A 14,252-nucleotide genomic window follows, 5' to 3' on the forward strand; every position below is an offset into this window, starting at 1 on the left:
TGAAGGAAGCGTTTCTTTCATGATGGATTCCTGACGAATCCTTTTTTTAGGATGAGTGCAATGGTTCCTTTCTAATTATCGATCCTATTAATAAGGCAGGTCCTAAGAGAGAAGAATATCCTTTTTCCGGGATGCCATATCGATTTTTTCTTCTTCAAAAAAGTACCTTTCATGTGTCTAAATCATTGGTTCCAATCATAAAAGTCCTTTTTCACGCATAAGTTTTCATGATAAAAATAATAGCAATTCACCCACTGCATCATAGAATATATGGACATATGCACAGGAGGGGTTAACAGCGTGAAAATTCATATAGTCCAAAAAGGCGATACGCTTTGGAAGCTCGCCAAAAAATATGGCGTCAGTTTTGAAGAACTTAAAAAAGTTAACACGCAATTGAGCAACCCGGACATGATGATGCCCGGAATGAAAATTAAAATACCAGGGACATCCGGAGCTGTAATAAAAGAAACGGTTAAACCAAACGTGAATATTCAACAGGGAATGAAAGAATCCCAAATTCAACCGTATCAGGCACAGCCTGCACCTATGAAAGAGCAGCAAATTATGCAAAAACATCCAGTAAAAGAACAGCCGAAATTTCAACAGCCGGTTAAAGAACAACCAATCGTTCAAAAACCAGTAAAAGAGCAGAAAATCTTTCAACAGCCAGCTAAGAAGGAGCAGCAGATCGTTCAGCCAGCTAAGAAAGAGCAACAGATCGTTCAGCCAAAGCCAATCATTAAAGAGAAGCAAATAATCGTTCCAAAAGAAGTACCAGTACCGATGCCAGTGATTCCGGAAATCGATATCAATAATTATTATATGGTCAACATGACCAATATGAGTGTACAGAAGCCTCCTGCACCACCACCTTTACCAAAGAAAAAAGAAGTGCAGGCAGTCACTAAAAAGAAGAAGAAAAAGCCTGCTGTCCAGCCAGAACAGGAATATTGTGAGCCGGTGGATGATTGTATTCCAGTAACTCCAATCATGCCTGGAAGCGGTTATTGTATTCAGCCGCCTCCATGGGCGTATATGCAGATGCAAGGGATGCAAGCCCCATATCAAGGTGCTCAAGGGTACCAGGCGGCTCCACAAGGTTATCAAATGATGGAAGAAAGTTCTGATGTTTGGGGAGGATCTCCTGACATGCAAACGATGGGGCAAGGATTCGTTCAAGGGGCAAGTATGAATCCAGCAGGCCAGCAACATTATCCATATCAAGCCTCAGCACCGGTTCCGCATCATTTTTATGGGGGGATGAATCAACAAGCTCAAGTAGCAGGTTCATATATGCAACAAGAGTATGGGTCATCAATGGAATCGTCTTCTTCAAATGATCACCATAACTTTCCTCAGCAGTATACCCAGACAGCCGGTGAAGAAGAGGAAGATTGCGGCTGTAATAAGGGGGTACTAGGAACTTATGGGCCGGATGTGAAAGGGCAGTATCAAGGAAACAAAAAAATAGAGATGCAGCATCAATATGAAGCGGAGTCAGAAGAATCGGCTCAAGTCCAACAATATGGCGGTCAAAGTGGTAGCGATCCAGGCATGATGATGGGCGGTCAAAGTGGAGGCGATCCAAGTATGATGATGGGCGGTCAAAGTGGAGGCGATCCAAGTATGGTGATAGGCGGTCAAAGTGGAAGTGATCCAGGCATGATGATGGGCGGTCAAAGTGGAAGCTATCCAGGTATGATGATAGGTGGCCAAGGTGGAGGTCAACCATGGATGATGGGAGGTCATCAAGGAAGCCACTCAGGCATGATGGGAGGTCATCAAGGAAGCCACTCAGGCATGATGGAAGGTCATCAAGGAAGCCACTCAGGGGTGATGGGAAGTCATCAAGGAGGCCACTCAGGGATGATGGAAGGTCATCAAGGAGGCCATTCAGGGATGATGGAAGGTCATCAAGGAAGCCACTCAGGCATGATGGGAGGTCATCAAGGAAGCCACTCAGGCATGATGGAAGGTCATCATGGAAGCCATTCAGGCATGATGGGAGGTCATCAAGGAAGCCATTCAGGGATGATGGAAGGTCATCAAGGAAGCCATTCAGGGATGATGGAAGGTCATCATGGAAGCCATCCAAGCATGATGGGAAGTCATCAAGGAAGCCACTCAGGCATGATGGAAGGTCATCATGGAAGCCATCCAAGCATGATGGGAAGTCATCAAGGAAGCCACTCAGGCATGATGGAAGGTCATCAAGGAAGCCATCCAAGCATGATGGGAAGTCATCAAGGAAGCCATTCAGGGATGACGGGAGGCCATCAAGGAAGCCATTCAGGCATGACGGGAGGCCATCAAGGAAGCCATACAGGGATGACGGGAGGCCATCAAGGAAGCCATACAGGGATGACGGAAGGCCATCAAGGAAGCCATACAGGGATGATGGGAGGCCATCAAGGAAGCCATACAGGGATGATGGGAGGCCATCCAGGAGGCCAACCAGGAATGATGGGAGGCCATCCAGGAGGCCAACCAGGAATGATGGGAGGCCATCCAGGAGGCCAACCAGGAATGATGGGAGGTCATCCAGGAGGCCAACCAGGAATGATGGGAGGCCATCCAGGAGGCCAACCAGGAATGATGGGAGGCCATCCAGGAGGCCAACCAGGAATGATGGGAGGCCATCCAGGAGGCCAACCAGGAATGATGGGAGGCCATCCAGGAGGTCAATCAGGAATGATGGGAGGCTTCCAAGGAGGCCAACCAGGAATGATGGGAGGCCATCCAGGAGGYCAAYCAGGAATGATGGGAGGCTTCCAAGGAGGTCAACCAGGGATGATGGGAGGTCAAGGTGGAGGCCAGCCAGGAAGCCAACCAGGGATGATGGGAGGTCAAGGTGGAGGTCAGCCGGGAAGTCAGCTAGAGATGATGATGCCGGGTCAATTTGGTGGTCAGCCGGGCATGATGCGGGGGCAGCCTGAAGCTATGTTGCCTGGACAAATGGGAGGACAGCCTGGCCAATTCGGTGGCGTTCGTGCTCCTGAAACATTTGGGATACCAACATATGTAGATGAAAGCGATGACTACTAATTATCAAGGAGACAGTGTTTTTAACACTCGTCTCCTCTCTTATATAAATCGTAAGCCAAAGAAAGTCCACCATCTTCAAAGCAGTGTCTATTTAATAACTTTTGAAAAGGGTCATCCAATAATCCTTAAAGGATTCAGCAGTTTTGAAAAATGGGATCGGCAAAGAGAATTGACTTCTTTATTAAAACAAAAGGGTTTCCATCAAACGTATTATATTCATCAGAATTTAATGCCCTTTCAATTCAAAGGGAAATGGTATGGCAGTATGGACTATTTTCCGCCGAGTAAGAAAAAATTCCGATTTTCCAATCATAAGGACCGTTTAGAGGGAATTCAGTTACTGGAAAGCTTCCATGATGTTTCTGAACATCTCTCCATTAATGCGCCTGTTTTTGATCAATCAAAAAAATGGAAAGAGCGTTTATCACTATTTAAAAATAACTTTTCTTATGTTCGCCAATATGTTTCCGAAGATATTATTAAAGAATGGATTAGATGGGGGGAGTGGGCATTAGAGGGTTTTGATAAGAACCAGTCTTTATGGAGTAAGGAAAAGAAAGTCATCATTCATGGTGATTGTGCCCACCATAATTTCTTGCGGAGAGAAGACGGCACTTTAACCTTAATCGATTTTGATCTAATGTCAAGTGCTCCAAGATGCATTGATTATTTACAGTATGCAAATCGAATTTCACCTCATTTGGAAGATGCGGCCACCAAGTTGTGGGAAGTGCCGCAATTGCAAAGCTATCAGTCTGACCTGGCCTTTTTATATGCTTTAACTTATCCTACGGATATTTTCCGTGAATGGAATCGTCTTAATAAAAGTTCTTCTCAGCTTCATTCGGTCTGGAAAATGACTGTGGAAGGTTTTTCGGAGCGGATTGAGATGAATGAAAAATTGGAGAAGAAGATTTCTTCCCTAAAGAGGAAATAAAACGCGCTTTTGGCCGTAACTTACAGAGTACATTCATCGTTAGACACCCATGCTAATTATGAGCGGAATATAGCTCATTCTATTGCAATGGGAGGGTTATTTTKCAGAAAATAAAATGGACACTGCCACTTTATACGGTATTAGCCGCTGTCAGTTTGGTTGGATGCGCTAATAATGATACAGCGAAAAACGAAAATATAACGAATGAAACAGGGTACCATACAACTGAAAAAGATGTATTGGTACGAAACATCAATTATCGGAATATGGGGCAAGGCCTTTACGATAAAGATGATGCATACAGTACGCGGGATCGTAATTACCATGGCCATGAAAGTAAACCGCTGAGGGCCCGATCATCCTATTATAATTCTTATGAAGGCACGTTAGCCGACAAAGCTAATGGAATCGCCAATGGAGTGGACCCTGTTATCGATGCCAGAACAATCATCATGAAAGACGAAATGCTGGTTGCCTTGCTGCTTAATGACTACAGCCAAGCAAAAAATGTCAAAGAAAAAGTCAAGAATGAAATCGGACCGCTTTCAAATGGCCGGAACCTATACGTCACAACCGATCAAGGTGTCTATTATAGGTCGATGACACTTGATAACAATCTTCGTGATGGCGATACGAGGGAAATGGTCATTCTGGATGCCAATGACATGTTCGAGAATCTTAACATTCATCAAGATCACTTAAAATAATTACAGGGCTGACCCCGATTCCATGGTCAGCCCTTTTAGATTTTTTCTGGTTAATAATCCTTATTTGGGTCAAACTACTTAAAAAGTAAACGCCTTAAGAGGTGAGAATATTGATTAATCAACTAAGGATCCAATTTTTCATGATACTTTTCATACTGCCATTTTGTTTAACCGTTTATGCCGAAGGACCTGTGCAGAAGGAAAATGAACCAATTGAAAGGAAAGTCATCCTTCAGCGTATGTATCTGGATGGCGAGTTAAGTGAGGAGAAATTGACAGAAACAATTTGGTCGATGGAAGACTTTTGGTCAAAATATCAAGGGTGGAAAGTAGTCGATCAAAATGAAGAACATATTGTCCTTAAGAAAATTGAAAATGACATATCTCCGCTTTTAAAAGCGAATGGTTATCTTGGGATGAGGGAAGATGGTACGTTATCCATTTTTATCGGAAGGCCTGAGCACGCCAAGATCATTCATACTTTTTACCAAATAGACGTTGGTAAACTTGAAGTATACAAGCAGGAGGAACTGCAAAAAGGGATACCGATCATGAATAAAGACCAATATAAACAGCTCATTAAAGAATATGAGCCATATTCGGTAAACTAGGATGGGATGACACCCATCCTCTTTGTTTTTCTCCAGAAAACCGTAAACCCCAAATGCGATAAAACGGGATAGCGTCCATTGGAAAAGTCTTTGCCGACTACTAAATAACTTTTAATGAACAACCCTTCTTTTTTATGATAAAATGAGAGGTACAGCAAAATCAGGGAGAGAATTAATTTGTATGATTATATAAAAGGCAAGGTCGATTATATTGGACCTGAATACATAGTTGTGGAAAATGGGGGAATCGGATATCAAGTGATGACGCCGAATCCTTTTATTTTTTCCGCCCAATACCAGAAAGAAATCCAAGTTTTTTTATATCATTATGTGCGCGAGGATATGGCTGCATTTTACGGATTTCAGACTAGGCAAGAAAAGGCATTATTCACAAAATTATTGAATGTAACCGGAATCGGACCGAAGGGTGCTCTAGCCATATTAGCATCAGGACAAGTTGATCAGGTGGTGCAGGCGATCGAAAGTGAAGATGAATCGTTTTTGGTGAAATTCCCGGGAGTCGGCAAGAAAACGGCACGGCAAATGATTCTGGATTTAAAAGGGAAACTTGAGAACATTATTCCGGATGCCTTTCCAAGCTTGTTTAACGAAGGCGTCACGGCCGCACTCAGTCCCAATGGTTATACGGAAGCGTTGGATGAAGCCATTCTTGCTTTAAAGGCTCTTGGTTATTCTGAAAAGGAAATCCAAAAGGTTGCTAAGAAGTTGCAGACGGAAGATATGACGACCGAGCAATACATTAAGAAAGCATTGCAAATGATGTTAAGATAAGGAGTGGCGCAATGGAGGAGAGAATATTCAATCAGGAAGCCGGTCTGAACGAACTATCCTTTGAACAAAGCCTGCGGCCGCAAAACTTAAAGCAATATATTGGACAGGATAAAGTGAAAGCGAATTTGAGCGTATACATCGAAGCGGCAAGGATGAGGGAAGAAACGCTTGATCATGTACTTTTATATGGACCGCCCGGACTTGGGAAGACGACGCTAGCTGTCATCATCGCCAATGAAATGGGTGTCAATATCCGCACGACTTCCGGTCCCGCCATTGAGCGGCCGGGAGATCTGGCGGCCATTTTGAGTGCACTTGAGCCTGGTGATGTGTTATTCATTGATGAGATTCACCGTCTTCCTCGTGTTGTCGAAGAAGTGCTATACCCGGCTATGGAGGACTTCTGTCTGGATATTGTAGTCGGTAAGGGGCCGGAAGCCCGTTCGATCAGAATCGACTTGCCTCCGTTCACCCTCGTAGGGGCCACGACACGTGCAGGGTCACTATCTGCACCGCTCAGGGACCGTTTTGGCGTTTTAAGCCGTCTTGAATATTATACGGAAAACCATTTGGCTGATATCATCATCCGTACAGCAAGAATCATGGATACGGAAATGAATGATCAGGCAGCTGCAGAGCTTGCAAGAAGGTCAAGGGGCACCCCGAGAATTGCTAATCGGCTGTTACGGAGGGTCAGGGATTTTGCCCAGGTACGCGGTGATGGTACGATAACTGCCGAACTTGCCGATTATGCGCTTGAATTAATGCAGGTCGACCGTTTAGGACTCGATCATATTGACCATAAATTACTTAAAGGGATCATTGAAAAATTCCGTGGCGGGCCCGTGGGTCTGGAAACGATTGCTGCAACGATTGGCGAAGAGGCACATACGATCGAAGACGTGTACGAACCATATCTGTTACAAGTCGGTTTTCTTCAGCGGACTCCAAGAGGCCGGATGGCAACACAGCTGGTTTATGAGCATTTCGGAATGGAGATGCCTGAATGATGAATATACCAAAAATGGTAATGATACTGGGTGTGATTATATTCGTGATTGGTTTTGCGATGAAATATATCCATCTCGGCAGGCTGCCGGGAGATATTTTTTTGAAAAAGGGGAATACGACTTTTTACTTTCCTATCGTTACATCAATCATCGTCAGTGTGGTGTTGTCCGCCATTTTTTATTTGATCGGCCGTTTTAAATAATGATTACAGCTTGATAGACAGGTTAGGAAGTGGAACAGATGAAATTGGAAATGTTTGATTTTCATTTACCGGAGGAATTGATTGCACAAGTTCCTTTGGAGGATAGGGAAGCAAGTAGATTGATGGTGTTGGACAAAGAAACCGGTAGGCTCCAGCATGATGTATTCAGCCATATCACGGAATATATCAAACCGGGAGATTGCCTGGTGTTGAATGATACGAAGGTGCTGCCGGCCCGGCTATACGGCAGTAAAGAAGAAACGGGTGCAAAGGTTGAAGTATTGCTGCTTAAGCAAGAGCATGATGATGTATGGGAAACGCTCGTGAAGCCAGCCAAACGGATTAAAGTAGGCTCGACAATCATTTTTGGCGATGGTAAACTAAGTGCCGTCTGTACAGGTGTACTTGAGCATGGCGGCCGAATCCTTGAATTTAAATATGAAGGCATATTTTATGAAATACTAGAGAAGCTTGGCGAAATGCCTTTACCTCCATATATCAAGGAACAACTCGACGATCAGGACCGTTATCAAACGGTATATGCGCGTGAACGGGGATCTGCAGCGGCACCTACGGCAGGCCTGCACTTTACCGAGGATTTGCTCGGGAAACTTAAAGGGATGGGTGTCCACATCGCTTTCATTACGCTACATGTTGGGCTTGGTACGTTCCGTCCTGTCAGTGTGGATGATATTGACAGCCACGAAATGCATTCAGAGTTTTATCAAATGACTGAAGGCACAGCCAGATTACTGAATGATGTGAAAGAAAAAGGCGGGAAAATCATAACGGTCGGCACTACGTCAACAAGGACATTAGAAACGATTGCGTCCCGTAATGATGGGGTTTTCAAGGAAGAGAATGGCTGGACGAGCATCTTCATTTATCCGGGTTATGAGTTCAAAGGGATCGATGCGATGATAACGAACTTCCATTTACCGAAATCTACTTTAATCATGCTTATTTCTGCACTTGCAGGCAGGGAGCATATCCTTCATGCCTATAAAACGGCCGTTGAAGAAAAATACAGGTTCTTTAGTTTTGGAGATGCAATGTTAATTAAGTAATAAAGAGTGAGAAGCTCTTGAAGGGAGTTATTGCGTTGACTGCAATACGATATGAGTTAATCAAAACATGTAAACAGACAGGGGCACGGCTAGGCCGGGTTCATACGCCGCATGGTTCTTTTGAAACGCCGGCATTCATGCCGGTTGGAACGATGGCTACTGTCAAAACGATGTCCCCGGAAGATTTGAAACAAATGGGGGCAGGCATCATCCTGAGCAATACGTACCACTTATGGCTCCGCCCGGGGCATGAAATCATCAAGGAAGCTGGCGGATTGCATAAGTTCATGAACTGGGATCGGGCGATTCTGACGGATTCAGGCGGCTTTCAAGTCTTCAGTTTGAGCGAATTCCGCAAAATTGAAGAAGAGGGCGTACATTTCAGGAACCATCTGAATGGTGATAAATTATTTTTATCCCCAGAAAAAGCGATGGAAATCCAAAACGCGCTAGGCTCCGATATTATGATGGCATTCGATGAATGTCCGCCATTTCCGGCAACCGAAGAGTATATGAGGAAATCGGTTGAACGGACATCACGCTGGGCGGAACGCTGTTTGAATGCCCATGAGCGCCCAAATGACCAAGGACTGTTCGGGATCGTTCAAGGCGGGGAGTTTGAAAACCTTCGTAAACAAAGTGCAAAAGACCTTGTCTCCCTTGATTTTCCGGGTTATGCTATTGGAGGACTATCCGTAGGGGAACCGAAGGATATCATGAACCGCGTTCTTGAGTTTACAAGTCCGCTGCTGCCAACTAACAAACCGCGTTACTTGATGGGGGTAGGTTCGCCGGACTCATTGATCGATGGTGCAATCCGCGGTGTCGATATGTTTGACTGTGTACTGCCGACGCGAATTGCGCGTAATGGTACGCTGATGACGAGCAATGGGCGACTGGTTGTGAAAAATGCGAAATATGCACGCGATTTTGGTCCAATCGATGAAAATTGCGATTGCCATGTTTGCAAGAATTATAGCCGGGCATATATCCGCCATTTGATTAAATGTGAAGAAACCTTCGGAATTCGTCTTACGACTTACCATAACCTTCATTTTCTGTTAAACTTAATGGAACAGGTCAGACAAGCTATTCGAGAAGATCGTCTTGGAGACTTTAGGGAAGAGTTTTTTGAGCAATATGGTTTCAACGAACCAAATGCGAGAAACTTCTAATTCCATAAATATTTTAATGAACGAAAGGAGTGAATTTACAAATGGGTTCTTTAACACAAATACTTCCGTTGATCTTAATGTTCGTATTGTTCTATTTCTTATTGATCCGTCCGCAGCAAAAACGCCAAAAGGCTACGCAAAGCATGCAAACTAGCTTGAAAAAAGGTGATAAAGTTGCTACTATCGGCGGCATGCACGGAACAATCGATTCGATCGATGAATTGAAAATCGTCATTAAATCACCAGACGGTACAAAACTGACTTTCGACCGTGCTTCAATCCGTGAAATTACGGAAAGCGCACCAAATAAAGAAGCAACATTATAAGACAAACGAAAACCGGGCCATGTGCCCGGTTTTTTTGCTGTGTTTTTTTAATTGGTGCGTGATTCGGAGCTCATGTTGACCCCAAGCACGCCACCCATCATGGCCGTAATGACAAAACAGCCGTAGTAGATCCATTGCTTGATGGTGAAGAGTGCATCGTGACCTAAATATTGAAAAAGGAACACGACCAACAGATAAAGCAGCCCAGTACTTCCGCCTAAGAATAGTCCTTGCTTTTTCCCTTTGCCTCCTGAAATGAATCCACCAATGAACAGCGATAAAAAGGACACGATCATGATCACGTATGTCAGGGATGATTCCGTCAGTGAAGTAAAACGAAGAAGGATGGAAACGATTAAACTTGCAATCATCGCTATGGCAAAGATGGAGCCTACGCCATAAATTACGGCGACACTCATTTTTTTAGTTTCGATGGGTATTCCTCCTTTTTAAAAGGCTGTTACGTTTTAGCCTGTTTATGTGTTAGTACAAGCATATTCCCGGTATGGAACCTTTAGACCAGGTTTACAGAAGCTTCCCATAAAATTAGAAAAGAATATGGAGTAATTTTTCAGTCCCCAAGCCATGCTATGGATGAAGGATGTGTTAAATGAAGTGGAAACCTATCTGGCTATTATTTTTAGAACAACAGTGATCTATCTAGTCATCTGGTTCCTTTTTCGAATGATGGGTAAGCGGGAAGTAGGGGAACTTAGCGTTCTTGATTTAGTGGTATCCATCATGATAGGGGACATTGCCGTGCTATCCTTTGAAGATTTGGAAAAACCGTTTGTTCGACAGACTATCCCAATGTTTGTCCTCGCGGGCCTCCAAATGACATTGGCATTGATCTCATTGAAAAGTGTCAGGTTTCGCAATTTCATGGACGGTAAGCCGCAGATCATTATCAATCAGGGGAAAATAGATGAAAAGGCGATGCGTAAACAACGATATAATTTTGATGACTTATTGACCCAGCTTCGTGAACAAGGAATTAATGATTTAAATGTTGTTAAATTTGCCATCCTTGAAACTTCAGGGAAGCTCTCGGTGATTAAAAATACGCAGGAAGAAAGGTCGGAAAGTGTAGAAACTCCCTACCCACTTATAATCGACGGCGAGATTCAGGAGGCTAATCTCGATAAAATTGGCAAAAATCATTTTTGGCTCCGGTACCAGTTGAAAAAAATGGGAGAAACGAATATTAAAGAGATTTCGATTTGCGGATACATAGATGGCCAATTTTACATCGATAAGAATGAAACGAAGAAATGACCGAAGCCGTTAAATGCTTCGGTTCAATTTATTTCCAAGCAAACTTTGATAAAAAGCCGCCCACTACAGGAATCCTGATCAAATCCGCTTTTTTTATGCTGCCTGTCATGAGGAGGGAAAATGTGAACAGCAGGATCACGACCGTCACGGACAGCAAAAGCCGTCCGCCAAGAGGCTGTGAGGAGAGCGGGACTTTATAAAGATAATAACCGCCCCAGCCTGAAATTAAGGCAAGGACCAAAGCTGACATATAGCTCCGGAAATGAAGCGTGAAAGGGACGACCTTAAGCACGGTTGAAAAGTGCAGAAAAGTAACGAGCATCGAACCGACGGCTATCCCGATTGCGGCTCCCATGATCCCGAAGCTTTCCTTCGACGCCAGCAGCCAAATCACACCGATTTTAAGGATGTTCCCAGCCAGACTGTTGAACATTGCGGCTTTTGCTAAATCCAGTGCTTGAAGCATGGACTGTAGCGGGTACTGAAAATAATAAAGGATAAAAAAAGGTGCCAGGAATTTAATGAAAACAGCAGCATGGGAAGAGCCATACATGACTTGTAAAATAGGTTCGGCAAAAATGAACAGAATGACGACAGCTAAACAGCCTGTGATAAAGGTGATTTTCAGGGACTGTTGAAGCCTGTGCTCAACGAGTAGAAAGTTTCCGGTCGTACGGGCTTCGCTCACTGCGGGGACAAGTGCTGTCGCCAATGATGACGTAACGAAAGAAGGAAGCATGAGTAAAGGCAGTGCGTACCCTGTCAATTCCCCGTATTGGCTGGTGGCTGCTGCCGCGGTGACACCGGCGATTGCCAAACTCTGGGCAACCACTATCGGTTCAAAAAACCACGAAACTGATCCAATCATCCTGCTTCCGGTAGTAGGAAGGGCAATCCCCATCAATTCGGTGAACGTTCCTTTTCCTGATTTGACATTCTTGATAAATCCTTTCCGGAACTTAAAATGTTTCTTTAATTTAAAGCTAGTCAATAAGTAGATGAGTGAAACAAGTTCTCCGATAATTGAAGCGAACATCGCCCCGGCTGCAGCGTATTCGATTCCATATGGCAAAAAGGCCTTCGTCAGGACGGCTATGAATGTGATTCGTGCCACCTGTTCGATGACTTGTGAGAAAGCGAAGGGCTTCATATTTTGCTTCCCTTGGAAATAACCGCGCAGTACGGATGAAATGGCGATGATCGGTACGATAGGAGCGATTGCCATGAGCGGCCACACCGTCCGATCGTCAGTGAATAGGTATTCTGAGAGAACCGGCGCGAAAAGCAGCATTGCAGGAGTGAAAATCATCGATAGAGTAAAGGTGCAGGCCAAAGAGACGACAAGGATTTTCTTGATTTTCCGTTCATCACCTTTGGCATTGGCCTCAGCGACGAATTTGGAAATGGCGATAGGCAGGCCTAACTGGGTAATGTTCACGACGAGAAATAGGGTCGGTAAAGCCATCATATATAAACCAACGCCTTCTTCGCCGATGAAGCGGGCGATGACAATGCGGTTAATGAACCCAAGAACCCTTGTAATCAGGCTTGCGATTAATAAAATCAGCGTCCCTTTTAAAAACTTGGACATTGAACTCCCTCCCTGCCTTCTCAAAAAAGCGGTTATGCTATACAATTATCTATATGCTTGTACTTGGACAAAGCATGACAAAAGTGTTTGCGTTCTTACAAATGATCGGATTTCCTTCTAAGAAAATGCGCATTCATATGAGAATCATTTTTACTGGAGGCAAAGTGATGACGAAAAAGAATCATCCCTATCAAAGGTATTATGTAAAGGTACGTCCATTTTTGAAAAGCAAGCGTGAGGAATTCCAAATGGTTGGATTGAATGCCGTAACAGAGGAAGATATATGGGGAACCTTAACCAAAAATAAATGGAAGCGTCCGCAGGAAAACATTCACATTCACGAACTCGTAGCCGACATCGTGACTTTTTCGAGCAACCAGTTCATGACCTTCCAAATGGTTGAAGCCTATAAATCACCAAACCTTTTTGAGCCGATTTCTGAAGATGAGCTGAAGGATCTTTTGAAGGAATAAAGCAAAGATATACTTAAATTGACAGCGGTTTGTATATGACTCATAATAGATATGGTTATGCCTTTTTTGGGAAAATTATGGGAAGCTATGTCTTTTTTCTCAAGAAGCAAAAGGGATGCATTTATTATAAAAAAATGTCAGTTTTATTAAAACTTCAGGAACAGGCGTATTATAGAAAGGGGCCTACTACATAATGGTAAAAAGAAGCAGGATCGTTGCGTTTTTTCTAATCGTACTTTTGATTTTCGCAGCGATGGGAACGACTTCAAAAGGAATCCTAAAGGATATCAAGCTGGGTCTTGATCTTCAAGGCGGTTTTGAAGTGTTATATCAAGTAAAACCGCTGTCTGGGGGAAAGATTACTCCGGATGTTCTGAAAGCTACAGTGAGCTCCCTTGAGAGGCGTGTCAATGTATTAGGTGTCAATGAACCTAGCATTCAAATTGAAGGGAAGGACAGGATCCGTGTTCAATTGGCAGGGGTTAAAGACCAAAATAAAGCTCGGGAAATCCTTTCGACCCAAGCCAAATTATCCTTCCGTGATTACAACGATAAGGAAATGATGACCGGTGCTGACCTGAAAGAAGGCGGCGCGAAACAAACGTTCCAAGATAATAAACCGGTTGTTGAAGTCACATTGAAAGATGTGGATAAGTTTAAAGAAATCACTCAAAAAATTTCCACGATGCAACGTCCGACAAATGTACTCGCAATCTGGTTGGATTTCGAGAAAGGAAAAGACTCCTTTAAAGATGCGGCTTCACAGGACAATATGATATCCGCTCCAGCTGTCAGTGAAGTTTTTAATACGAAGAAGGTATATATCACCGGTCAATTTACGGTGGAAGAAGCGAAAGAGCTTGCAGCCCTTCTGGATGCAGGTGCCCTGCCTGTTGATCTAAAGGAAAAGTACTCCACATCTGTAGGTGCCCAATTTGGTGCAGGTGCACTGCATGATACTGTTTTTGCAGGGATTATCGGAATTGCACTTGTTTTCATCTTCATGCTTGTGTATTACCGCTTCCCTGGATTCATTG

At 43.9% G+C, this 14,252-nt stretch carries 14 protein-coding genes and 1 pseudogene; 13 read left to right on the forward strand and 2 right to left on the reverse strand.

Features of this window, described 5'->3' with window-relative positions:
• Positions 1-300 precede the first annotated feature (300 nt).
• The 10 genes and pseudogenes from safA to yajC all read left to right on the forward strand — a co-directional run.
• A pseudogene (gene safA, locus AC1DVK_RS02300) lies at positions 301-448 on the forward strand (SafA/ExsA family spore coat assembly protein); the annotation flags it as partial.
• 2,589 nt (positions 449-3,037) lie between these two features.
• Complete coding sequence (locus AC1DVK_RS02305; protein ID WP_410861893.1) at positions 3,038-3,985, forward strand: phosphotransferase; 948 nt, start codon at positions 3,038-3,040, stop codon at positions 3,983-3,985.
• A 155-nt stretch (positions 3,986-4,140) separates the two neighbouring features.
• Positions 4,141-4,692, forward strand: coding sequence for a YhcN/YlaJ family sporulation lipoprotein (locus tag AC1DVK_RS02310; RefSeq protein ID WP_477625746.1), 552 nt, complete (start codon positions 4,141-4,143; stop codon positions 4,690-4,692).
• Positions 4,693-4,802: 110 nt separating this feature from the next.
• Positions 4,803-5,303: an intercompartmental signaling factor BofC gene (locus AC1DVK_RS02315; protein WP_061464232.1), complete on the forward strand. Its 501-nt coding sequence runs from the start codon at positions 4,803-4,805 to the stop codon at positions 5,301-5,303.
• Positions 5,304-5,480: 177 nt separating this feature from the next.
• A complete protein-coding gene (gene ruvA, locus AC1DVK_RS02320; protein ID WP_061464231.1) occupies positions 5,481-6,095 on the forward strand; it encodes a Holliday junction branch migration protein RuvA in 615 nt (204 codons plus the stop codon).
• Between the two features lie 11 nt (positions 6,096-6,106).
• On the forward strand, positions 6,107-7,105 hold the full coding sequence (ruvB, locus tag AC1DVK_RS02325) for a Holliday junction branch migration DNA helicase RuvB (protein WP_477625747.1): 999 nt from the start codon (positions 6,107-6,109) through the stop codon (positions 7,103-7,105).
• Positions 7,102-7,308, forward strand: a complete 207-nt coding sequence (locus AC1DVK_RS02330; protein ID WP_034308809.1) for a DUF2905 domain-containing protein — start codon at positions 7,102-7,104, stop codon at positions 7,306-7,308. Before ruvB ends, AC1DVK_RS02330 begins: the two co-directional genes overlap by 4 nt.
• 38 nt (positions 7,309-7,346) lie before the next feature.
• Positions 7,347-8,375: a tRNA preQ1(34) S-adenosylmethionine ribosyltransferase-isomerase QueA gene (gene queA / locus AC1DVK_RS02335; RefSeq protein ID WP_477625748.1), complete on the forward strand. Its 1,029-nt coding sequence runs from the start codon at positions 7,347-7,349 to the stop codon at positions 8,373-8,375.
• A 35-nt stretch (positions 8,376-8,410) separates the two neighbouring features.
• Positions 8,411-9,550, forward strand: coding sequence for a tRNA guanosine(34) transglycosylase Tgt (gene tgt, locus AC1DVK_RS02340; protein WP_477625749.1), 1,140 nt, complete (start codon positions 8,411-8,413; stop codon positions 9,548-9,550).
• Positions 9,551-9,591: 41 nt separating this feature from the next.
• Positions 9,592-9,876 carry a preprotein translocase subunit YajC gene (gene yajC, locus AC1DVK_RS02345; protein WP_061464227.1) on the forward strand — a complete coding sequence of 95 codons (285 nt, stop codon included), beginning with the start codon at positions 9,592-9,594 and terminating at the stop codon, positions 9,874-9,876.
• A gap of 47 nt (positions 9,877-9,923) precedes the next feature.
• On the opposite strand, the gene AC1DVK_RS02350 is transcribed toward yajC, so the two are convergent.
• Complete coding sequence (locus AC1DVK_RS02350) at positions 9,924-10,295, reverse strand: TIGR04086 family membrane protein (RefSeq protein WP_061464226.1); 372 nt, start codon at positions 10,293-10,295, stop codon at positions 9,924-9,926.
• A gap of 196 nt (positions 10,296-10,491) precedes the next feature.
• Here AC1DVK_RS02350 and AC1DVK_RS02355 point away from each other — a divergent pair, with 196 nt between their 5' ends.
• Positions 10,492-11,151 (forward strand): DUF421 domain-containing protein, encoded by a 660-nt coding sequence (locus AC1DVK_RS02355; RefSeq protein WP_410861947.1) that lies wholly within the window; start codon positions 10,492-10,494, stop codon positions 11,149-11,151.
• Positions 11,152-11,179: 28 nt separating this feature from the next.
• Here AC1DVK_RS02355 and spoVB read toward each other — a convergent pair whose 3' ends face one another.
• Positions 11,180-12,742: a stage V sporulation protein B gene (gene spoVB / locus AC1DVK_RS02360; RefSeq protein WP_089361641.1), complete on the reverse strand. Its 1,563-nt coding sequence runs from the start codon at positions 12,740-12,742 to the stop codon at positions 11,180-11,182.
• A gap of 167 nt (positions 12,743-12,909) precedes the next feature.
• Between spoVB and AC1DVK_RS02365 the strand changes: the two genes are divergently transcribed.
• Both AC1DVK_RS02365 and AC1DVK_RS02370 read left to right on the forward strand, forming a co-directional pair.
• Positions 12,910-13,215 (forward strand): post-transcriptional regulator, encoded by a 306-nt coding sequence (locus AC1DVK_RS02365; RefSeq protein WP_061464223.1) that lies wholly within the window; start codon positions 12,910-12,912, stop codon positions 13,213-13,215.
• A 193-nt stretch (positions 13,216-13,408) separates the two neighbouring features.
• Positions 13,409-14,252 (forward strand): SecDF P1 head subdomain-containing protein (locus AC1DVK_RS02370; protein WP_477625750.1); only part of this gene is annotated, 844 nt, incomplete at its 3' end.

It is taken from the genome of Peribacillus sp. P4_B1, from assembly GCF_056402395.1.